Genomic DNA, 20,681 nt, shown 5'->3' on the forward strand with positions numbered 1-20,681 from the left:
CTTACTTCGCATTGTAAACGCCCAACTGAGCCAGGTACTTGTCTACCCCAAAACCCTGGGGAGTCCGAGGATATTTTTCCTTCAGTTCTTTGTATAATGTGATAGCCTCATCGGGTTTGTTCAGCATATGCTGCGCCAGATAACCCGCGCTAAACAAGGCATCGGCCGTCGCCATCTGATCTTCCTCAAAATAGTGTGCCGCTTTTTTGTAGTAGTCAAAAGCTTCAGCAGGTTTACCCATATCACCGTAGGCATCGCCCAACAATTTATAGGCCCTTTGCTGCACAGGTTTGGAGCTGGTCTCAAAATCTTTCAGATACTTCACCGCCTTATCATTCTGGTTGAGCTTAATGAGGCACACTCCAGCGTAAAACCGGGCGAGGTTTCCGGATGGCGTTCCACTGTACTTTTCCGCTATCCTGATAAACCCGGGATTAACACCGTCTCCGTTCAGCGCCAATGCAACTGAATCCATCCGGTAATATTCTTCTGCCTTGAAGCTTTTGTCCAGCGCTTCCTGTTCCTTCGGGCCGGTAATATAATGCCTGTACCCGAAATAGCCTGCTACCACCAGGATGAGCAACCCTAATACGATAGAAGCCGTTTTTCCATTTTTAGACCAGAACACTCTCGCCTGATCAATTATCTCCGCACCGTGATCTTTTTCCACTTCGGCGTGGTGGGGCTTATGTTGAGCTGCCATTTTTCTTAATTCAGTTTATTTTAGTTAGTCTGTTATGAACGGATAATTCTGATCTACATAAATATCCTTCAGCACTTCATCGTCATCAGGGATCGGGCTTTCATCCGCGAATTTTACGGATGCTAATACGGAATCTTCACACCGCTTGTCAATTTCCTTTAATTCTTCCTCGGTGGCCAGTTGGTTTTCAAGTATATAGCTCCTGATTTGCAGGATGGGATCTTTGGACTTGTACTCTTCCACCTCGTCCTTGGTACGATATTTTTGAGGGTCGCTGATTGAATGGCCCTTGTACCGGTAAGTGACAACCTCCAGCAAGGTGGGCCCGCCTTTTTCGCGCGCTCTTTTCACAGCCTTAGCCACGGCTTCATGAACGGCTTCCGCGTGCATACCATCCACCTGCTCGGCGTGCATATTATAACCGGCGCCCAATTTATAAATTTCGGTAACGTTGGAAGTCCGCTTCACAGATGTACCCATCGCGTAATTGTTATTTTCGCAGATATACACGATCGGCAGATTCCAAAGCATGGCAAGATTAAAGCTTTCATGCAGGATTCCCTGCCTGGCTGCACCATCCCCAAAAAAGCAAAGCACTACATTATCGGTTCCTTTGTAATTCTCGGCAAATGCGAGACCTGTGCCTGTGCCAATTTGCGCCGCAACAATCCCATGCCCGCCGTAGAAGTTCTCCGCTTTACCAAAAAAGTGCATACTTCCACCCTTTCCTTTGGCGCACCCGGTAGCTTTCCCGTAGAGTTCGGCCATACAACTGTCAACCGATATTCCCTTGGCAATAGCCAGACCATGATCGCGGTAGCCGGTAATGAACAGATCTTCCGGCTTTGTAGCGGTCATACAACCGGCTGCAATGGCTTCCTGGCCAACATAGGCGTGAAAAAAGCCCCGGATCTTGCCTTCCATTTTATACTTTTCTTCCGCCGTCAATTCAAACTGACGAATCAGTTCCATCAGTTCATACCAGTACAGGTAGGTTTCTCTTGAAAATTTCGTTGCCACAACTTAAATTTTGAGTAGCAAAAGTAAGGGAAAAACAGGAGAATCAGGAATTGCTTATATAGAACTTCAGCTCTCCGGTACGGCTGTTTTCATCCATGGTTACAAAATTTTTATCATTACATTACCAAGATAAGTAGCCAGAATCCCCAAAAACAGACTCAGCGCTGCATAGACTGCCGCCTGAAGGATCTCCCCATCTTTCAACAGTGAAAAGTTTTCATTGGCAAAGGTTGAAAAAGTCGTAAATCCGCCACAAAATCCAACCGTGAGGAACATCCTCCATTCTGGGTGACCAAGGTTTCCCCGATCAAAAATTCCATAAAGAAGCCCGATAATAAAGCATCCCAACAGGTTCACCACCAAAGTTCCATACGGAAAGGACGACACCACAGCCTGTTGAATGTATCGCGATAACAGAAACCTGGCAATGCCTCCAAGAAAACTTCCCGTTCCGATTGCCAATAGCAGCCTGATCATTTTTTGCTAATCTTTTGTTTGATCTGAAAAATCCCAGGAGTTATTGGCTATCATAGCGGTTTTGGCTAACTCCACAGCCGGAAGTAAAAATAAGCAAAATATCAGGATAATATTTATCACCTCCGGATTTTAACCGGGGTCCATTTTTATTCTTTCCGGCTAGCTAGCGAAAAAAGAACATTCCAGGGATTATACCACAGGGTGTTTATAATATAAACACATTGTATATTTTTGACCGATGCTTACGTTGAATTCCTTATCCCTTTTTCAATTCAAGAACTACCCAAACCGGCAGTTCAGGTTCGGTGACCGGATCGTGGTGATCTGCGGCAACAATGGAAAAGGAAAAACGAATGTCCTCGATGCGATCCACTATCTCTGCTTCACAAAAAGCTACTTTAGCGTAAATGATGCTATCAACGTACTTCAAGGAGCTAACGGATTCAGGATTGAAGGGCAGTTTGAACTTGGAGACAACCAGGAGACAGCCGTATGCGTGCTTCGTGAAAACGGAAAGAAAGAATTTTCTGTCAACAGTGAATCTTACACTCGCTTCTCCGATCACATCGGAAGGTATCCCTGCGTGGTCATTGCGCCGGATGATGCCATCCTGATCACAGGCGGCAGTGAAAAGAGAAGAGCCTTTCTGGATGCGCTGCTGTCTCAACTGGACTCCGGATATTTGAGAGACCTGATAAACTACAACAAAATCCTCCAGCAGCGAAACTCCCTGCTCAAAAATAACACACCACCCAACGTTCCCGATGAATCATTATTAAAAGTGCTGGACGAGCAGCTTATTTCACCGGGCATGTCTATTTTTAACAAACGCAGGAATTTTCTGGTCTCGTTCCTGCCCAGGGTTAAAAGGCTGTACACCGAAATTGCGGGCCAGGAAGAGGATCTTTCTTTGCTGTACGAAAGCAACCTGCTGGAAAATTCCTTTGACGATCTGCTGATGGCCAACAGACAGAAAGATCTGATTCTGCAACGTACCACCACCGGCATTCACCGTGACGATCTGGTTATTCACCTGGGAAACCAGTTACTTAAAAATATTGCTTCACAGGGGCAGCGAAAGAGCCTGTTGTTCGCATTAAAATTTTCTGAACTGGAAATTCTCACCACGGCGAAAGGGTTTCCTCCCCTGCTTTTGCTGGATGATGTATTTGAAAAACTTGATGAAAACCGCATTCACAAATTACTGCACAAAGTTTGCGTTGAAAATGAAGGACAGGTATTTATCACCGATACACATGAGGAAAGGATCAGGACTCAACTGGGGAGACTGAACGAATCTTATGAGCTAATTCAGTTATAATGTGTCCGTTCCTCAAAATCAAATGACTAAAAATACTTTATCTTTGTTTTCATCTCAACCTTGTAGCAATCCTTAGTGGTGTATGAAAAAAATTGAACTGGAAATTGTGGCATTGTCACACAGTATTACGCAAACGCATTCTTATGCGGTAGTGCTGGGTGAGATAAACGGCCTGAGGCGCCTGCCAATTGTCATTGGCGGATTTGAAGCGCAGGCCATTGCCGTTGCACTGGAAAAAATGAATCCCAGCCGGCCGCTGACACATGATCTCATGAAAAACTTTATGGTCGCATTTTCGATTGAGTTGCACGAGATCATCATCTCCGACCTGCAGGAGGGTATATTCTTTAGCAAGTTGGTTTGTACCTCTGATCACGAAACAATCGAAATTGACAGCCGGACTTCCGATGCCATTGCGCTAGCGGTACGTTTCGGATGCCCGATTTATACCTATGAAAATATCCTGGAAGCTGCAGGCATCGTGATGGATGAAAAAAGTAATTCACCTGAATCGGGGAAAGAAGAGGAAGAAATAGAAATTGCAACACCCGTGCCCGGCACGGATGATCTGAAAAGCATGAGTCTGGAGGAGTTAAAAAAACTGCTGAATGAGGTTTTGGAAAGTGAGGATTACATCAAAGCAATTGCCATCCGGGATGAGATCAACAGCCGGAAGCGAAAAAAATAAAATAGCCGTTCAGCAAAAAAAAAATTGAGTAATCCCCTACGTTTTAAATCCAGGAATTGGTAATTTTCTCCAACTGCAAGATCAATATCGGCCTCCGCGTCACCGGTAAACGTCAGGATGGCTATCATGATATTGAAACCCTATTCTTTCCGCTTCCGGTAAATGATGTACTGGAGCTTACAGACGCTTCCGAAACCGCCCTGACTACATTTGGCCTACCAATACCGGGTCAACCCCACGATAACATCGTTTGGAAAGGCTATCAGCTATTAAAAAAAGATTTTCCAGATCTGCCACCCGTTCACTTTTACCTGTTGAAGAATATTCCACCAGGCGCAGGGCTTGGTGCAGGTAGCGCCAACGGGGCATTTGCCCTTAAGGCACTCAATGAGAAATACAATTTGGGCTTGTCAGAAAACCGGTTGAAGGATTATGCTCTTCGGCTCGGGAGTGATTGTCCTTTTTTCCTGCTAAACCAGCCCGCTTTCGCGAGTGGTCGCGGTGAAAACATGCAGCCGGTTGACCTTCACTTAGACGATTATCAAATTGTTGTTGTTAACCCCGGCATCCACGTTTCGACGGCAGAGGCATTCGCCATGATAACTCCCCGAAAGCCACAGGACACCTGGCAGGACCACTTAACCAGACCGGTTGAAGAATGGAAAGACCTGCTGGAAAACGATTTTGAAAAACCTATATTTAAGAAATACCCCGAAATTGCGAACGTCCGAAATGAACTGTATAAAGCCGGGGCAGCCTTTGCCATGATGAGCGGATCCGGAAGCTCTGTCTACGGGATCTTTAAAAAGGACCTTGAGATTAAATTGTCCTTCCCGAAAGATTATTATATCCGCATAACTAATAGCGGGGATTAAACCGATCTTCTTGAATTGCACAGAACAAATTTGGTTTATGACCATTTTATTTATACCTTTAGGTATATGCAATTTCGTTTTACTCCCATAGCGTCCTTGCCTTTTCTGCAGCGCAATGCTGACTGGCTGAATCATTAACGCGAATTCCGCTTCCAAATCAGTGGATTTATAGCTCACTGGCCGTCCCAATTGCTGACTACGCCCATATAATTTTTTTTAATACAACATGCCATGAAGACAAGTGACTACTATCTCGAATTAGAAGAGCGGTACGGCGCTCATAACTATCATCCGCTACCCGTGGTTATCAGTCGCGGCAAAGGCGTATTTGTCTGGGACACAAAAGGGCAGCGGTACTATGATTTTCTGAGCGCTTACTCGGCCGTCAACCAGGGACATTGCCATCCCGCAATCATAGATACTTTTATCCAACAAGCCGGGCGTCTTACGCTCACCAGTCGTGCGTTCTATAATGACAGACTGGGAGAATTCGAAGAATATATCACCAGACTTTTCGGTTATGACAAGGTACTGCCCATGAATACGGGCGTGGAGGCCGTTGAATCGGCTATCAAACTTTGCCGGAAATGGGCCTACGAGGTTAAAGGAGTGCCGGAGAACGAAGCGATCATTATAGTTTGCGAACAGAATTTTCATGGCAGGACCACCGGGGTCATCTCGTTTAGCAGCGATGATGAAGCCCGAAGAAATTTTGGACCTTTTATGCCGGGATTCCTGCGAATCCCTTACAATGACCTGGGTGCGCTTGATCGGGCGCTGCAGGATAAGAATATTGCGGGCTTTCTGGTCGAACCTATCCAGGGAGAGGCCGGTGTGATTGTACCGGAGACAGGATACCTGGCCGGAGCAAAAAAAAGATGTGAAGAAAAAGGAGTATTGTTCATTGCCGACGAAATCCAGACCGGACTTTGCCGTACCGGAAAAATGCTCTGCTGCGATTACGAGGGAATCAGACCCGATATTCTTCTCCTGGGCAAGGCACTCAGTGGCGGCATGATGCCGGTGAGTGCAGTCCTGGCGAACAACGAGATCATGCTGGTTATAAAGCCCGGTCAGCATGGATCCACTTATGGTGGAAATCCGCTGGCGGCAGCGGTTTCACTCACAGCGCTGAAAGTGCTCCAGGAGGAGCATATGGCAGAAAACGCCTCTCGCCTGGGCGATCGGTTCAGAGCGGGGTTGGAGCAGTTATCGTCGCCAGAGATAAAAGAGGTCCGTGGAATGGGACTTATGAACGCTATTGAACTCAGCAGCGAAGATCCGCAGGCGGCGTGGAGTCTTTGTCTATCCCTTAAAGAAAAAGGGTTATTAGCAAAACCAACCCATGGAAATAAGATCCGGCTGGCTCCCCCACTTTGTATAACAGATGACCAGATTGATGAAAGCATTGCAATCATCGGGCAGGCTCTTTCAGAAATCTAACAGGGTTATTCGGCTGGCGTTTAATCTATATCAGTATCATCATCGGCCTGCCCAACGTTCAGATCGGGTAAGAATGTGGAAACCATCAGGGCCACAGACGCAGCCAAAGCGAGGTATAATCCCCATTGCTTCTCCGGACATTCCCCGCCCTCGCATCCGCTCATCACCATAAAGTTCCGGATTGCCCAGGCCAGGTTCAGGGCTCCAATCACCAGGTTCATACGTTTGGCCCAGAGCCGCGGAACAAAAGAGAAGATGAGGAGCAGGATGGTCAATATAAAATGCGTGAAACCGGGCTTCCCGAATCGTGATGCCGCCGGATCCATTCCCGAGATAATCATATATGGATCCCGGATAATAACCCAGGGCATGAAACAGGCCATGACAAGGCTAAGTCCGGCTACCAGCGCAATCCATTGTGAGCGGTTCATATACGCAAAGTAACGCCAGATTTTTAGACTGCAAAATAAAGACGCCTCCAAAACGGAAGCGCCTTTCACTTTCATGGATAGATCCTACCTTTGGTTTATTGGCTTAGAAGTACAGTATTCCGCCAACGCCAAATACGCGGTGCCGGTTATTCCGGTCGCTTCCGGAATTTGATGTACCCGGATAAGAATTAATCAGCCCCAGACCGTATTGCGTGTGAATCGCGAATTTTCCAAAATCCAATCCTCCAATTACATTAGCGCCGGCGTCGAACCTTTTGTACTGCCCGTTGCTTCCCGGATCACCGGCCGCCGGATTATCATTCCCCCACTGAATCGTGGAGCTGCCTTTTGCAGTACCGCCCCCAGAACTGTATTCCCACTTATTCTTCCCTCCAATTCCCACTGCGGCATAAGGTCCGCCACCCACGTATAGCTTTGTTTTGTCACCTACCGGGAAATTGACTGCAAAGTTTACAGGCAGCTCAAGGTAAAGCGGATTAGACGTCTGTTTATAATGAACGCCGCCAACGGTGTTTTCGTATTTAAGACCCTTACTTTGAAGCTCAAGTCCGGACTTTATGCTAAACATTTCAGTAATGGGGAAATCTGCAGCCAGACCCGCATGGAATGTGGGCAGCGAGTTTTTATTATCCACATTCCCACTTGAGTTATAAGTCATTCCCGCAAGGTTAAAACCTCCCTTTACACCAAACCTGGTTTGTGCATTCACAGACCCGGTTGCCAGTAACGAAACCATCGCGATGGTTAAAAATCTCATTTTCATAATCAAAGTTTTAATTAAGCAAATACTGTAGATTCTATTGCCCATAAAATACTATGCCAAAAAAAAACCGGTATCACATACCAGGGTCTTTTGTTAATAAAATCGAACTATAATTAACAGTTTTAGTAGGGATTGCAGGACACCACCGTATCTGAGGCTCAGCGGGCTGAATTCTTTTTTAGCTGACGCAGGATACTGAATGTATAAATGCCCAAACCCACCCAAACGAGCGAGAAACTTATGAGGTCAACATGGTTAAACTTTTCATGAAAAATCAGGATCCCGATCAGAAGCTGGATACTGGGCGACAAATACTGAATAAATCCCAGCGTAGAGAGAGGTACCCTCGGCGCTGCCATTCCAAACAGGAACAATGGAATGGCTGTGACCGGGCCGGCCAGGATCAGTAAGATATCCAGCTTCCAACCCTGGTGCAGGAACGCACCCGTACCGGCCTGATCCACATGCCACAAATAATATAAGGCGATGGGGGTTATAACCATCGTCTCAATCGTCAGCGCCGGCATAGAGCGTAGCGATGCCTGCTTTCGTAAAAGCGCATACAGGCCGAAGGTTACGGCCAGGACGAGAGAAATCAACGGTATTTTACCCACGTTGAACGTTAGATAAGTCAGACCGGCCAACCCAAAAAACAAAGCAAGTCCCTGTAAGCGGCTCAACCGTTCTTTCAGGAAGATCAGGCCGAGTATGACATTGACGACCGGATTTATATAATATCCCAGGCTGGCTTCCACAATCTGATCGTTGTTCACTGCATAAATATAAGTCCCCCAGTTCAGGGCAATCAATACACCTGATGTAAACAAAATTCCCATGATCTTCGGATTCCGGAGGTATTCCAGGAAATGTTTTTCTCGGGTAATCAGAATGACTAAGCTGAGCAAAATAAAGGACCAGACAATCCGGTGTGCAAGGATTTGTTCTGCAGGCACCCGGGTGAGCATTTTCCAGTAGAGAGGAAAAATCCCCCAAATAAAATAGGCCAGTATGGAGTAAAATAAGCCGCTCTTGAAGTGCTGCCTGTCAGGTTGCTGTATCATAAAACAGGTGCAAAATTATGGTAATTTAATTCCAGTCACAACATGATCACCTGCAACGGCTTCGGAAGCCGGCGTCCAACCCTGAAATAAGACCCTCAATTTACTCACCCCTGTGGATACTATTATTTTTTGCTGGGTATTGTGTTGGGCTATATTTGCCGGTGTGAACGCACAAAAAGAGATAAATGCCTTGCTGTACCTGATTGAAGATCCTGATCAGGAGGTGTTTGAGGTAGTTAGCAGCCGGATATTATCGTTCGGGTCGCCTATTATCCCCAACCTGGAAAACTTGTGGGAAAACTCGCCGGACGATCAGGTGCAGCACAGAATAGAAATGCTGATCCATCGCCTGCATTTCGAATCCAGGCGGGTGGAATTTCTAAACTGGAAGGGCTCCGCGGAACCTGAACTAATGCCGGGCACCTTGCTGGTTTCTAAAATCTTATATCCGGATCTTGACTCAGAGAAGATTATCCGGGATGTGGAGAGGCTTAAGCGGAACATTTGGCTTGAACTGAATAATTACCTGACCCCCCTGGAGATCACCCAGGTGATGAAAAGTATCCTGTATAATTATTTCGGGCTGAAAGGCGACTATAACCAATACGATCGTCCCGATGATTTTTTAGTATCCAGGGTCATGGAAACAAAGAAGGGAAACCAGACCGGCATCGGTGTGCTTTATCTGCTTTTGGCCGAGCTACTGGATATTCCAGTGAAGCTAATCCCGATTCCAGGGCAGTTTGTCCTGGCATATTTTAGAAAATCCCTGGCAAAAACTGACGAAAATCCGCAAAAATATATTGAGTTCTTCATTGACCCGGTGACGGGGCAGGCTTTTACGTACAATGACCTTAACAATTATTTAAAGCGGGTGCAAATAGCATCAAAAGATGAATTCTTCTTCCCTGCCACCAGTGTTCAGGTCATTCAGAAACAGTTGAAAGAGTTAAAGAAATGCTATACCGATCCGGGGAAACTGTATTTGAAAGAAGAACTGGACCTGCTGATCAACCTCTTAAACGACACTGCCTGATCGACTTGTCTCTTCAGGTGCCGCGACTTTTTAACCCAAATTTTAGAAACCTGTTCGCAATCGCTGAGCCGTCGGGATCGCCTGTAACGCTGGTTTTAGGAAAGTGTTTCCAGGGCTACAGTGCCTGAATTTACAGAGCAGGTTCCCCCCTATCTTTTATCTGACCAACCGCGATATCAACGCCAGGTTTAACAGAATGCAACGAATTTTGGCACTATTCTGTCTACTATTTTGCATAAAACTTAGTTTATGAAAACGATGATCAAATTTCTGGGATTTGGCATATTCTTTATCCTGATCTCCACCTCAGTTATCGCTCAGCATAATCAAAAAACAAGCGTCGATAAATCAGCAAAATCAGACACCCTGCACAACAAAACGACCGGTGCTTCAAAGGAGCCGGTTGACAGATTGGATGAAAGCCTGCTGAAAGCAGCCGATGCTGCCGAGAAGGCGGCGTCAAAAATGAAAAACGTAGTCGAGAATAAAGCCGATAAACTGGCGAAGGCTAGTCAGCCCTATCTCGAAAGTTTAATGGTGGCCACAACCGGATTGCTGGATAAGCTGACAGCAGAGCTGGACAGGATCGGGTCAGAGAAACCCGCAGCGAAAACAGAAAAGCCAGTATCTCAATCGGAAAAACCAACTACTAAAGCCGACAAATCCACTTCGAAAACCGTCAGGTAAAATTCACTAATTAGTGAATTTATCCAGATATTTGTTGGCTGGGATGCGTGTGAAATAAAGGTCAATGGCTGTGCGCAGGCTTCATTATGCCTGCATCTTTTGAACAGCAGCTTTGGACTTCCTGTTTGTTTGATTGAGCGAAGGCCGGACTGATATACGGAATACCGAGGCCCAACCCCCGGACAATAAGCAGACAAGCCATAAACCCTACGAGGAACGGAACCCACTGCCGGATTTTTTGTCTGAACACCGCTGAAATATATTTTCCTGCGATCATCAGTGTAAACATCAATGGTATAGTTCCCAACCCGAAGCCAGCCATCAGTGCACCCCCTTCAAGCAGGCTCCCCGTGGCCACGGCCGAAGCTATAGCCAGATAAACCAGCCCGCACGGAAGCAGTCCGTTGACAAGGCCAATGACAAAAAAAGTACCTGCTTTCTTTTCTTTCTGCAACAGTTTACCCAATCTGATTTTAACCAGATTGTGAAACCTGTTCAAAAAACCGGGCCTGGTTTTTATCCTGTTCCCAAAGAATAAGACTGCAAGGATCAGTACGCCGATTCCAATAGACAAAAACTGCTGATAGCCGGTAAGTGCCATGGAATGGCCGATTGCGCCAAACAGCATACCCGCAAGGGTGTAGGTAGTCACCCTTCCCAGGTTGTACAGCAGGATCGACAAGGAAGCAACTACGGGTTTTGCATGATTCAACGGCAGTGAAAGAGCCAAAGGGCCGCACATTCCCAGGCAGTGAAAGCTCCCCCCCGCACCAATCAAAAGACCTATTAAGAAACCGGTGAACATCACTGTTTATTTAATGAAAACATCCTTCTCGTAAAAATATTCAGTACCCCGGCTTTTCCAGCTTGCCCTCAACCTATAAACCCCATTTTTAAACGCAGCTCTGGGCAAAAGCTGTGACCCGGAGGAATCAGCCTCAATCGCTACAACGCGATCCAGTGTCTTATCTGACGGCCTCTGGAACTCCAGCGTACCTCCCGAAATATCCTCACGGGCGCCCTGAGGCATCTTTATGGTAATACCGTCTCTGTCCTCAGCGACAAATACCGAATCATTCAGGAGCGCCAGATTATTTTTCGCATCGATTATTTTCTGGTATTTCAACTCTTTGTCGTAGTAATGATCATCTACCATTTCAATGTTCTGCCGCATGGATACAAACACCATAATGCCCAAACCAATGAAAAAGAAAATTAAGATAATGATAACGCCATGACCCCAATTCATATCAAAAATATTTAGTTCGTACCTGCCTTGATTTTCTTACCCGATCTGTGCGGCCGCGAAAGAACTGTTGCAGGAATAATCATATTAAATAAATGGTCCAAGGAATTTGGATTTTACAGTCTGAAGTTTTTCTCCGTTGCTGTACACACTGATCTTTATGTCGGTGGATCTTTTTCTGATTTCGCTTTTAGGCATAATGATGAAGAAAGACGCGTCATTGATCGATTCAGCCTTTAGAGTCATTTTATGCGCGTTGATCATTTGTACCTTCCCCGCTGCATTTTCCAGCCGGAACTCGTAGGGAACGTCGGTCCTGGTCTTGTTGATAATCTTCGCTGTGAATAAGTTACTGAGACTATCCTTACCTACTTCCTGATATAGTTGCCCCCGGACCCTGGAAATGCTTGTATCGATACTGCTTCTGGTAATGATCAGAAATGTCATCAGCAGGGTGAGTGCGATGAGGATACCCGTATAAGCCTTCATCCGGAAGTTGAAATGAAACTTTTCGCGGTTTTCGATTTCGTTTTCAGATGCGAACCGGATCAAGCCGGTCGGGCGGTTTATTTTTTGCATAACGCCATCGCAGGCGTCGATGCAAGCCGTACAACCCACACATTCCATCTGCACACCATTTCTGATATCTATACCGGTGGGACACACCTGCACACATAAGGTGCAGTCGATACAGTCACCCAGCTCCTGAATTTTTCCTCGGGTTATCTTTCCCCTGGGTTCCCCCCTGCCGTAATCGTAAGAAACCTGCATCGTATCCTTGTCGAACAAGACACTCTGCATCCGCCCATAGGGGCAGATAGTCGTACAAACAATATCCCTGAGGTATGAAAAAACAAAATAAAAAATACCCGTGAAAAAGACCAAACCAAAGAAAAGACCCACATGTTCTGCAAATGGTTCATGTATAATTTTGACCATTTCATCCAGCCCCAGAATATAAGCGAGGAACGTATGCGCAAACAAAAATGATATCAGAAAAAAGATCACCTGTTTGGTTACTTTCTTGGTTATTTTAGATGCCGTCCAGGGCGCTTCATTCAACTTCTTTTGTTGTGCCGGAGAACCTTCAATCAGCCATTCAATGGGCCGGAATACGAATTCCATGAAAACGGTTTGCGGACATACCCAACCGCAAAACAGCCGGCCGTAAATGACCGTAAAAAGTGCGATGAATACAATCAGCGCGACCATAGCCACCGCAAATATGAAAAAGTCGTTGGGCCAGAAAATCTTACTAAAAAGGATGAATTTACCTTCGGGAAAATTCAGCATTAAGAAGGGCATTCCATTAACCTTAATGAAAGGCATGATCAGGAATATTGCCAGATAAAACCAGGAAAGATATGTTCGGTATTTATAATACCGGCCTTTTGGTTTTAGCGCGTAAACCCAGTTTCGCTTACCTTCTTTGCTGGTATTACTGTGCCGGTCCCGGAAACTTTCAACATTTGTTTCTTTGCCGGCGAGAGATCCTTTTAGGTCACTATTCATTTGTTACCCTTATTTTTTTACCGTGCCGTCTGTGGCAGCTTTCGCTGTAGCAGTTGAATCACCCGGAGTAGCAGCTCCCCCTCCCCCGGCATCTTTAAACAAATCGCCCTGTGGTCCTTTAGCTCCCGGAGGATTTGTTCCGTGCAGAGACATAATATAACTGGCCAGCTCCGCAATCTGTGTAGCCGAGAAAACATCTTTCCAGCTTTGCATGCCTTTTTCGACAACCCCGTATTTAATAGTTTTGAAAACATCGTTTATTCTCCCGCCATGGAGCCAATAATCATCCGTTAAATTAGGGCCCACGCCACCTTGTCCCTTATCACCGTGGCAAACGACACAGTTCGCGGCAAACAGGGTTTTACCTTTTGCGATCTCGTCTGCCCCCAGCATCTTCACGTTCGTTTCATCTACATCTCCTCCTTTTGATTTCAGGTAAGCTTCTTGTTTAACCTTCGCTTCCACCACGGCATTATTGTACTCCTGATACTGGTCCGGCGCGGGGTTAGCAGCAAATTGGTACCTCCACAAATACCCGATCCCAAACACAATAGAAGCAATAAAGGCCCAGGTAAACCAGGGTGGCAGTACATTATCCAACTCTTTGATCCCATCGTAATCATGTTCCATCACAATGGCCTCTTCTTTCTCCATCGGTTTAAACTTGTTGAACTTTGTCCACCATTTGCTGAAAGACTGCTTCTTTTCTCCCGTCTTTGCATGTTCAACCTGCAACGCTTCAATGCCGGTAAAAAACCGGATCCATCTGATGATCACGAATATGGCCACCAGCTCCAGGGCAAGTACAAAAAACAACAGGTATCTCAGCAGACTGACAAATGAAAAACGGTCGGGAGCTGCAGCGGTGGTGGCGGTGGCATCTGCCGCAGGAGTCTGCGCCACTACGCTAAACATCCCCAGGAACAGGAAGACCAACAGCATGGTGATCATTTTGCCGGTCCCGCCCTGCTGTTCCTTTTCGCGCAACTTTTTAAATCTGTATAATTCCATCGAAGATCTGAGCGTGAAGATCAGGACAACGATAACGGCAAGCAGGATCACTGCCATAAGCATTAAAGCAGCATTGGCATCGAAAACAAAACCTGCGCTGCCTGCGGGCGCTTCGCTGACCGGTTTGTCTGCGGGGGTTGCTGTTTGCGCCTGCACAGCCATGAACCATAGTAAAAGTCCCGAAAGAGTGAATATTTTTTTAAGTACGGATTGTAACTTTCTCATCACGTGAGTTTTAATTATCGTTATCAAGTGGAAGGTTCTCCATTCTCCTGATCGTTTCATCCGGTGTCTTCAGCGCGATGATCACTACGATGATAGTCAGCACTGTGAAAATCAGGAGCGAAATCATAGGATATACACTCACACCGGATATTCTTTCAAGATAGTTGACAAACTTCATTATTTATTGTTTTGAGTAATTTGATCAATGGATTTAGGTTCGGCTTTGATATCCTTACCCACCCTTTGTAAATAGGCGATCAGGGCGATGATCTGTTTGTCCGGGCTGATATCGATCTTTTCTTTCTTCAGACTTGCCGCAATTTCCGCCGCTTGCGCGCTGAGATCTTCATTGGCAATAGCTTCATAGTTTGGCTGATAAGGCACTCCCATCTTACGCATCGCATAGATCTTTGATTTCGTGGATCCCATATCGATTTTCTTTTCAAAGAGCCAGGGATAAGGGGGCATCACGGAGCCGGGCGACATCGACGTCGGTTCCAGCATGTGATTGAAATGCCAGCTATCCGGATATTTTCCACCAATTCTGGCGAGGTCGGGGCCGGTTCGCTTACTGCCCCACTGGAATGGATGATCGTAAACGAATTCTCCTGCTTTGGAATACTCGCCATAACGGGCTACTTCATACCGGAACGGGCGGATCATCTGTGAGTGACAGTTATAACAACCTTCCTGTATATAAACGTCACGTCCCTGCAGTTCCAATGGTGTATACGGTTTAACGCTGGTAATAGTGGGGATATTTTCCTTGATCAGAAAAGTCGGAACAATCTCAACCAAACCGCCGATGGCGACAACAATCAGACTCAATACCAGCAGCATCAACGGCTTCCTTTCAATCAGCGAGTGCCAGTGCATACCGGCCGGGGCCACGTATTTGGGAGCCAGCGCCGGCGCTTCAGCCTGTTCTGCCTCAACAAAACTTCCCTGTTTGGCCGTTTTGTATAGGTTATAAATCATCAGGATCACGCCTGTAAGGTAAATGGTACCACCGACGGCCCGCAGGATGTAGAACGGAATGATGGACTGCACGATATCCATGAACTGATACTGCAACTGACCTTCAGGCGTAAAGGACGACATCATGAAATAAGTCCGGAAAGCCGACCAATACATCGGTACAGCGTAAAGAACGATGCCAAGCGTACCAATCAGGAAGTGGCTGCTTGCCAGGCGGGTGGAATAAAGTTTGGTTTTAAAAAGGCGGGGAAACAACCAGTAAAGCATCCCGAATGTCAGGAAACCATTCCAACCCAGCGCTCCGATATGAACGTGGGCAATAGTCCAGTCACTGTAGTGGGAAATGGCATTTACATTCTTCAGGGACATCATAGGGCCTTCAAACGTGGCCATACCATAGGCAATTACAGCCAGCACATAAAATTTCAGCACGGGATCTTCTCTCACCTTGTCCCAGGCGCCGCGAAGTGTGAACAAGCCATTCAGCATACCTCCCCAACTGGGAAGGATCAGCATGATGGATAATGTAGTTCCGAGCGCCTGTGCCCAACCCGGCAAAGCCGTATACAGAAGGTGGTGCGGACCGGCCCAGATATAGATAAAAATCAGCGACCAGAAGTGTACAATGCTAAGCCTGTAGGAATAGATGGGTCTGTTCGCTGCCTTTGGCAGAAAATAATACATCAGACCCAAGTAAGGTGTTGTGAGGAAGAACGCTACAGCGTTATGGCCGTACCACCACTGTACCAGAGCATCCTGTACACCCGCGTACCAGGAATAACTTTTGAAAAAGGAGACCGGAAACTCAAAGGAGTTCACGATATGAAGCATGGCCACCGTCACCCACGATGCGAGGAAGAACCAGATAGCCACGTACAAATGTCTTTCACGACGATTCATGATCGTGCCGATCATGTTGATCCCGAAAATAACCCATACGATAGTAATCAGAATATCGATCGGTCATTCCAGCTCAGCATATTCCTTGGCCGTGGTAAAGCCCATCACCAGGGTAATAGTTGCCAGCACAATAATCAACTGCCATCCCCAGAAATGAAGCTTGCCCAGCAAAGGGCTCCACATTGAAGTCTTTAGCAATCTGGGCAGGGAGTAGTAAACGGCGGTAAATATTCCGTTTCCCACAAAAGCAAAGATCACTGCGTTGGTGTGCAGGGGCCTTAACCGTCCAAAAGTCGTGTACTCAATACCAAAATTCAGCGCTGGGAAAGCCAGCTGAAAGGCAATGGTGACTCCTACCAGCATGCCAATTGCACCCCAGGTAATGGTGGCGATTGCAAATAGTTTCGGTAATTTGTTGTCAATCGTGTACCTCTGTAATTCCATACATTGTATTTATTTATTATCTGTTTTGGTGTCGTTATCAAATAAAATCCGGTGTGCAGGCGAATAATCATCGTCATACTGGCCATCCTTCATGCTCCAGATCAGGGCCACAAGAAAACAAGCGGCGATTAACAGACTGACCAGTGCGGTGATTATTATAACGCTCATAATAATGTTACTACAATTAACTCCAGTAGATATTGAAATTAACGGAAAGGAATAAATACAAAGATATGATTTTTGTCAGGTTTTCAAACCCATTCTTTTCCCCAATAATTCGCTCAGGCCATAGGTTAGGATGATGATCGAAATGGAGCTGGCGGGCATCAGGATGGCTGCAATAACTGGCGCCAGCAAACCCTGCACAGCAAAGTATAATCCAACAATATTGTATATGACAGAAATGATAAAACTTGCATAGATAATTTTCTTCCCTGCCCTGGCGAAATTCAGGATCCTATCAAGCCTGCTGAAAACCGTCGCATCGATGATCCCGTCTGCCGCAGGTGTAAAATTGTTGTGGCCTTCCGTGATGGCCAGGCCCACATCACTTTGTTTCAGTGCACCGGCATCGTTCAGTCCATCGCCAACCATCACTACGCGCTGTTGCCGGTCTTCCTGCAGAAAGCGAATGTATTCCAATTTTTCGTCGGGAGACTGATTAAACAGGATCCCGGAACCGTCAGGTAGTACAGATCTGAGCGTCTCTGCTTCCCGGTCATTGTCGCCGCTCAAAACAGAAACGCTGTAGCGGTGTTTGATGCTGCCGATCAGGTCGCTGAAACCTAAACGGTATGAATTAAGTACCGAAAACTTCCCGATAATTTCATGATCGGCCCTGACAAAAACCACCGACCCGTTTCCACGCGGATTCTGATGCTTCAGATTTTTGACAAAAGATTCGCTGCCGATCCGAATATGCCTCTCCTGCACCCACCCTTCAATTCCACTGCCCGGAACATTTTTAAAATGTCTGATCGTAGCAGGTTCGCCAATATCCAGGTAATCCAGAACAGCCCGGCTGAGTGGATGAGTGGACTGATTCACCAGCGATGCGATCACCAGCTTCAGGTCATCATCAAGCGGCTTTCCAGTATAACTAACTTTTTGTTTTTTGCTATAAGTGATGGTTCCGGTCTTGTCAAAGACAATATGATTTGCTGATCCAAGCGCTTCGATCACGGACGGATGGCGGAGATAGCATTTGTTACGGCTCAGGATCCGTAAAATATTACCGTTGGTAAACGTGGATGAAAGCAACAGTGCGCATGGGCAGGCTATGATCAGGATGGTGGTCAGTGCATTCCACATGGTCTGGTATTCCCCTGCCCCGATCCACCAGGCAGCGCTGGCGGCGCTAATCAGAAAAACGATCAGTGTAAAATAATTGCTAAGCCGGTGTATGAAATAAGATTCCTTTTTCTCCTGGTGAAAAACTTCCCTGTTCCATAAATTGGTCAGGTAGCTTTGCGAAACTTTACGAATAGCTATCAATTCAATTTTCTCTCCCAACTGCCTGCCACCGGCATAGAGCAACTCACCCGGTTCGCGGAATACCGGCAGGCTTTCTCCGCTTACAAAACTATAGTCAATTTCTGCGCGGCCTTTGGATAGCATCGCATCAACCGGGATCAGTTCATTATTGTACACTTCCAGGATATCGTTCTCCTTAATTGTTTCGATCGGCGCGGCTCTGAAACCGTCCGGTCCTTTCACATTTACGGCAATCGGGAAAAACGATTTAAAGTCGCGGTCAAAAGCAATAGCCTGCTGTGTCTTATCCTGCGCCCATCTGCCAACCAGCATGAAAAACACGATCCCGCTCATGCTGTCGAAATAGGGATTATTATTCAGCACGAACATTTCATACAGGCTGCGGCCAAACGTCAGCAAAATAGCAAGGGCTATGGGCGCATCAATGTTTAGCACCCTGTGACGTAACCCTTTCCAGGCACTCTCAAAGAATTCTGTAGAGCAATAGAAAAAAACGGGTAAAGCCAGCAACAGGTTTATATATCGGAAAGCAGCACCGATCTTATCCTGGATGCCGCCCCAAAAACTAAAATATTCCGGCAGGCTCATCATCATGATGTTCGCGAAGCAAAATCCCGCAATTCCGATCTTGTACAGCCTGGAGCGGTTGACGACCGGCTTCGCTTCACCCAGGTTATGCAGGCTCAGATGAGGTTCATAACCCACGGAGGCCAGGGTTTCGACCACCCCGCGCAAACTAGTCTCCGAATGATCGAAAATTATAAAAACTTCTTTTCGCGGAAAATTGACCCTCGAGGAAATAATCCCGGGGTTAATACGATGAAGGTTCTCCAGCAGCCAGAGGCAACTGCTGCAATGTATTTGCGGCAGGTACAGACTGACATGTGTCTGATGTTCGCTGGTGAATCCCACTAACTTTCTGACGATGGATGGATCATCCAAAAAACTGAACTTATCTGCCCTGACTTTAATTTTTTGTGAAGCGCCGGGGTTGGCATTCAGATCGTAATAATTACAGAGATCTTTCTGGTTAAGAAGTTCGTAAACCATTTTGCAGCCATCACAGCAAAACACTTTTTCTTCCAGCCTGATCCTGTCACCGGTGCAGGGATCTCCACAGTGAAAACAAACTATTTTGGTTTCAGAAGAAGACTTATTCAATGAAATATCTTTGCTTTAAAAAGCCTCCTGATGGCTTTGTTAGTTGATTTGAGATTTATCGCTCTGCATTTGCAACAAGCTTTTATGCAGCAGCTCTTTCGACTTGATAAAATTATGCCTGAAAAGAATGATCAGGTCAACAATTCTATTCTCTTTATCGGGAATCAGATTTTCCGATTCTACCTCAAGCTCCAGTACCAGGTCACGGATATGATCTTCCTTTTTACGCAAAAGAGTCTGCAACTCCGCAATATGACAGCAATTCTCATCCGTAATAGTTCCTGAGTCGGCTGCATTCAGTAAGGTCGGAAAAAGTAATTTTATTTCATAGTTGCTCAGGGAAATAAATTCACTCTTGAGTTCATTCAGAATATCGAAGGTATTTTCAAAACCAGGATCTTCGGCGTGTAACTCTTTAAGCGCCGAAGCTGCTTTCAGTTGTGCCGCAATCTCTGGGTAAAGCTGCCCGGTTATTTCCAGGATAAGTTCTTTATTTATCAAGGTATGGGACATACTTTTAATTTTATACAAATCTCTATTCATCCTTTTCTATAAAAAATGATTAATAGGTATCTTTTATATGATTTTCATCACTTTCCGGGCCTCCTGCTCAAACCAGCGGTTTTGCTGAATTTTCATTAAAATAATTCAGCTTGCTAAGGAACATAGCCGCCATCTTTTCCGCGCGCCATTTCGCTTCATCAGCCTTTTCACCTTCGAAATGATCATCTACCGTTTCATTAAAAAGCTTTAACCACGATTCAAAATGGGCCTCCCCTATAGCTAACGTAGCGTGGGGTGGAAACGGACTGCCAAAATAGGTTTTGGAATCTAAGAGGATCGTCTGCCAAAAGCGGTACATTTTATCCAGGTGAACAGACCAGTCTTCTCCAATCCTCTCCTCAAAAACCGGTCCCAGTATCATATCGTTCCTCACCTTCCCGTAAAAAGAATCTACCAGGTGAATGATATCCTGGAGTGACGTTATATCGGATTTTATTGTATTCAATATTTTAAAAATTCAGGTATTCATAAAGGGCGACGATCAACTTTTTGGGTCGGGACTTCGGGAGGCTTTCACAGACACAGCGCGGCTTTCGGAAAAAAACTTTTTTGTTTATGAAGCCGTTAAATACCAACTACTGATAACCTGCAGTGCCGGGAGCAAAACGTTGACAACTCCC

Annotated in this window: 22 protein-coding genes and 1 pseudogene; 6 read left to right on the plus strand and 17 right to left on the minus strand. The window is 46.0% G+C overall.

Annotation, left to right across the window (positions count from 1 at the left end; translation table 11 throughout):
* Position 1: 1 nt before the first annotated feature.
* The 3 genes from AC3WS5_RS14235 to crcB form a co-directional block, all read right to left on the minus strand.
* Positions 2-703, minus strand: a complete 702-nt coding sequence (locus tag AC3WS5_RS14235) for a tetratricopeptide repeat protein (protein WP_492468068.1) — start codon at positions 701-703, stop codon at positions 2-4.
* A gap of 24 nt (positions 704-727) precedes the next feature.
* A complete protein-coding gene (gene pdhA / locus AC3WS5_RS14240) occupies positions 728-1,723 on the minus strand; it encodes a pyruvate dehydrogenase (acetyl-transferring) E1 component subunit alpha (RefSeq protein ID WP_492468069.1) in 996 nt (331 codons plus the stop codon).
* Positions 1,724-1,822: 99 nt separating this feature from the next.
* Positions 1,823-2,200, minus strand: coding sequence for a fluoride efflux transporter CrcB (crcB, locus tag AC3WS5_RS14245; protein ID WP_492468070.1), 378 nt, complete (start codon positions 2,198-2,200; stop codon positions 1,823-1,825).
* Positions 2,201-2,438: 238 nt separating this feature from the next.
* Here crcB and recF point away from each other — a divergent pair, with 238 nt between their 5' ends.
* The 4 genes from recF to rocD all read left to right on the plus strand — a co-directional run bounded on the left by recF (position 2,439) and on the right by rocD (position 6,527).
* Positions 2,439-3,521 (plus strand): DNA replication/repair protein RecF, encoded by a 1,083-nt coding sequence (gene recF / locus AC3WS5_RS14250; protein ID WP_492468071.1) that lies wholly within the window; start codon positions 2,439-2,441, stop codon positions 3,519-3,521.
* An 82-nt stretch (positions 3,522-3,603) separates the two neighbouring features.
* Complete coding sequence (locus AC3WS5_RS14255; protein WP_492468072.1) at positions 3,604-4,209, plus strand: bifunctional nuclease family protein; 606 nt, start codon at positions 3,604-3,606, stop codon at positions 4,207-4,209.
* Positions 4,210-4,265: 56 nt separating this feature from the next.
* Positions 4,266-5,084, plus strand: a complete 819-nt coding sequence (gene ispE / locus AC3WS5_RS14260) for a 4-(cytidine 5'-diphospho)-2-C-methyl-D-erythritol kinase (RefSeq protein WP_492468073.1) — start codon at positions 4,266-4,268, stop codon at positions 5,082-5,084.
* A 231-nt stretch (positions 5,085-5,315) separates the two neighbouring features.
* The gene (gene rocD, locus AC3WS5_RS14265) at positions 5,316-6,527 is read left to right on the plus strand and encodes an ornithine--oxo-acid transaminase (protein ID WP_492468074.1); all 1,212 of its coding nucleotides are present in this window, start codon (positions 5,316-5,318) and stop codon (positions 6,525-6,527) included.
* Between the two features lie 20 nt (positions 6,528-6,547).
* Here rocD and AC3WS5_RS14270 read toward each other — a convergent pair whose 3' ends face one another.
* The 3 genes from AC3WS5_RS14270 to rarD all read right to left on the minus strand — a co-directional run bounded on the left by AC3WS5_RS14270 (position 6,548) and on the right by rarD (position 8,803).
* Entirely contained in the window at positions 6,548-6,958 is a 411-nt protein-coding gene (locus AC3WS5_RS14270) for a hypothetical protein (RefSeq protein WP_492468075.1), read from the minus strand.
* Positions 6,959-7,061: 103 nt separating this feature from the next.
* Positions 7,062-7,742 carry an outer membrane beta-barrel protein gene (locus tag AC3WS5_RS14275; RefSeq protein WP_492468076.1) on the minus strand — a complete coding sequence of 227 codons (681 nt, stop codon included), beginning with the start codon at positions 7,740-7,742 and terminating at the stop codon, positions 7,062-7,064.
* Positions 7,743-7,900: 158 nt separating this feature from the next.
* On the minus strand, positions 7,901-8,803 hold the full coding sequence (gene rarD, locus AC3WS5_RS14280) for an EamA family transporter RarD (RefSeq protein WP_492468077.1): 903 nt from the start codon (positions 8,801-8,803) through the stop codon (positions 7,901-7,903).
* Between the two features lie 163 nt (positions 8,804-8,966).
* Between rarD and AC3WS5_RS14285 the strand changes: the two genes are divergently transcribed.
* Both AC3WS5_RS14285 and AC3WS5_RS14290 read left to right on the plus strand, forming a co-directional pair.
* The gene (locus tag AC3WS5_RS14285; protein ID WP_492468078.1) at positions 8,967-9,839 is read left to right on the plus strand and encodes a transglutaminase family protein; all 873 of its coding nucleotides are present in this window, start codon (positions 8,967-8,969) and stop codon (positions 9,837-9,839) included.
* A gap of 249 nt (positions 9,840-10,088) precedes the next feature.
* On the plus strand, positions 10,089-10,526 hold the full coding sequence (locus AC3WS5_RS14290; RefSeq protein ID WP_492468079.1) for a hypothetical protein: 438 nt from the start codon (positions 10,089-10,091) through the stop codon (positions 10,524-10,526).
* A gap of 61 nt (positions 10,527-10,587) precedes the next feature.
* Here AC3WS5_RS14290 and AC3WS5_RS14295 read toward each other — a convergent pair whose 3' ends face one another.
* The 11 genes and pseudogenes from AC3WS5_RS14295 to AC3WS5_RS14345 form a co-directional block, all read right to left on the minus strand.
* On the minus strand, positions 10,588-11,331 hold the full coding sequence (locus tag AC3WS5_RS14295) for a sulfite exporter TauE/SafE family protein (protein WP_492468080.1): 744 nt from the start codon (positions 11,329-11,331) through the stop codon (positions 10,588-10,590).
* A gap of 6 nt (positions 11,332-11,337) precedes the next feature.
* On the minus strand, positions 11,338-11,775 hold the full coding sequence (locus AC3WS5_RS14300) for a FixH family protein (protein WP_492468081.1): 438 nt from the start codon (positions 11,773-11,775) through the stop codon (positions 11,338-11,340).
* A gap of 84 nt (positions 11,776-11,859) precedes the next feature.
* On the minus strand, positions 11,860-13,284 hold the full coding sequence (gene ccoG, locus AC3WS5_RS14305; protein WP_492468082.1) for a cytochrome c oxidase accessory protein CcoG: 1,425 nt from the start codon (positions 13,282-13,284) through the stop codon (positions 11,860-11,862).
* Between the two features lie 9 nt (positions 13,285-13,293).
* Positions 13,294-14,520 carry a cbb3-type cytochrome c oxidase N-terminal domain-containing protein gene (locus tag AC3WS5_RS14310; protein WP_492468083.1) on the minus strand — a complete coding sequence of 409 codons (1,227 nt, stop codon included), beginning with the start codon at positions 14,518-14,520 and terminating at the stop codon, positions 13,294-13,296.
* A gap of 10 nt (positions 14,521-14,530) precedes the next feature.
* Positions 14,531-14,698, minus strand: coding sequence for a CcoQ/FixQ family Cbb3-type cytochrome c oxidase assembly chaperone (locus tag AC3WS5_RS14315; protein WP_492468084.1), 168 nt, complete (start codon positions 14,696-14,698; stop codon positions 14,531-14,533).
* The gene (gene ccoO, locus AC3WS5_RS14320; RefSeq protein WP_492468155.1) at positions 14,698-15,498 is read right to left on the minus strand and encodes a cytochrome-c oxidase, cbb3-type subunit II; all 801 of its coding nucleotides are present in this window, start codon (positions 15,496-15,498) and stop codon (positions 14,698-14,700) included. Before ccoO ends, AC3WS5_RS14315 begins: the two co-directional genes overlap by 1 nt.
* 33 nt (positions 15,499-15,531) lie before the next feature.
* A pseudogene (gene ccoN / locus AC3WS5_RS14325) lies at positions 15,532-16,842 on the minus strand (cytochrome-c oxidase, cbb3-type subunit I); the annotation flags it as partial.
* A gap of 9 nt (positions 16,843-16,851) precedes the next feature.
* Entirely contained in the window at positions 16,852-17,010 is a 159-nt protein-coding gene (ccoS, locus tag AC3WS5_RS14330) for a cbb3-type cytochrome oxidase assembly protein CcoS (protein ID WP_492468085.1), read from the minus strand.
* A gap of 75 nt (positions 17,011-17,085) precedes the next feature.
* Positions 17,086-19,497 carry a heavy metal translocating P-type ATPase gene (locus tag AC3WS5_RS14335; protein ID WP_492468086.1) on the minus strand — a complete coding sequence of 804 codons (2,412 nt, stop codon included), beginning with the start codon at positions 19,495-19,497 and terminating at the stop codon, positions 17,086-17,088.
* Between the two features lie 39 nt (positions 19,498-19,536).
* On the minus strand, positions 19,537-20,010 hold the full coding sequence (locus AC3WS5_RS14340) for a hypothetical protein (protein WP_492468087.1): 474 nt from the start codon (positions 20,008-20,010) through the stop codon (positions 19,537-19,539).
* 97 nt (positions 20,011-20,107) lie between these two features.
* A complete protein-coding gene (locus AC3WS5_RS14345) occupies positions 20,108-20,506 on the minus strand; it encodes a group III truncated hemoglobin (RefSeq protein WP_492468088.1) in 399 nt (132 codons plus the stop codon).
* Positions 20,507-20,681 lie beyond the last annotated feature (175 nt).

This window comes from Niabella sp. CPT15-335-S11 (genome assembly GCF_058792415.1).

What these genes read in the sequence shown, in the direction of transcription:
- AC3WS5_RS14340 (WP_492468087.1), bottom strand. Translation starts at nt 20,010, where the DNA reads ATGTCCCATACCTTGATAAATAAAGAACTTATCCTGGAAATAACCGGG.
- AC3WS5_RS14290 (WP_492468079.1), top strand. Translation starts at nt 10,089, where the DNA reads ATGAAAACGATGATCAAATTTCTGGGATTTGGCATATTCTTTATCCTG.
- recF (WP_492468071.1), top strand. Translation starts at nt 2,439, where the DNA reads ATGCTTACGTTGAATTCCTTATCCCTTTTTCAATTCAAGAACTACCCA.
- AC3WS5_RS14295 (WP_492468080.1), bottom strand. Translation starts at nt 11,331, where the DNA reads ATGTTCACCGGTTTCTTAATAGGTCTTTTGATTGGTGCGGGGGGGAGC.
- ccoS (WP_492468085.1), bottom strand. Translation starts at nt 17,010, where the DNA reads ATGAGCGTTATAATAATCACCGCACTGGTCAGTCTGTTAATCGCCGCT.
- AC3WS5_RS14310 (WP_492468083.1), bottom strand. Translation starts at nt 14,520, where the DNA reads ATGAGAAAGTTACAATCCGTACTTAAAAAAATATTCACTCTTTCGGGA.
- AC3WS5_RS14275 (WP_492468076.1), bottom strand. Translation starts at nt 7,742, where the DNA reads ATGAAAATGAGATTTTTAACCATCGCGATGGTTTCGTTACTGGCAACC.
- crcB (WP_492468070.1), bottom strand. Translation starts at nt 2,200, where the DNA reads ATGATCAGGCTGCTATTGGCAATCGGAACGGGAAGTTTTCTTGGAGGC.
- AC3WS5_RS14270 (WP_492468075.1), bottom strand. Translation starts at nt 6,958, where the DNA reads ATGAACCGCTCACAATGGATTGCGCTGGTAGCCGGACTTAGCCTTGTC.
- rarD (WP_492468077.1), bottom strand. Translation starts at nt 8,803, where the DNA reads ATGATACAGCAACCTGACAGGCAGCACTTCAAGAGCGGCTTATTTTAC.
- AC3WS5_RS14300 (WP_492468081.1), bottom strand. Translation starts at nt 11,775, where the DNA reads ATGAATTGGGGTCATGGCGTTATCATTATCTTAATTTTCTTTTTCATT.
- AC3WS5_RS14315 (WP_492468084.1), bottom strand. Translation starts at nt 14,698, where the DNA reads ATGAAGTTTGTCAACTATCTTGAAAGAATATCCGGTGTGAGTGTATAT.
- AC3WS5_RS14235 (WP_492468068.1), bottom strand. Translation starts at nt 703, where the DNA reads ATGGCAGCTCAACATAAGCCCCACCACGCCGAAGTGGAAAAAGATCAC.
- rocD (WP_492468074.1), top strand. Translation starts at nt 5,316, where the DNA reads ATGAAGACAAGTGACTACTATCTCGAATTAGAAGAGCGGTACGGCGCT.
- ccoG (WP_492468082.1), bottom strand. Translation starts at nt 13,284, where the DNA reads ATGAATAGTGACCTAAAAGGATCTCTCGCCGGCAAAGAAACAAATGTT.
- AC3WS5_RS14255 (WP_492468072.1), top strand. Translation starts at nt 3,604, where the DNA reads ATGAAAAAAATTGAACTGGAAATTGTGGCATTGTCACACAGTATTACG.
- ccoO (WP_492468155.1), bottom strand. Translation starts at nt 15,498, where the DNA reads ATGATTTATAACCTATACAAAACGGCCAAACAGGGAAGTTTTGTTGAG.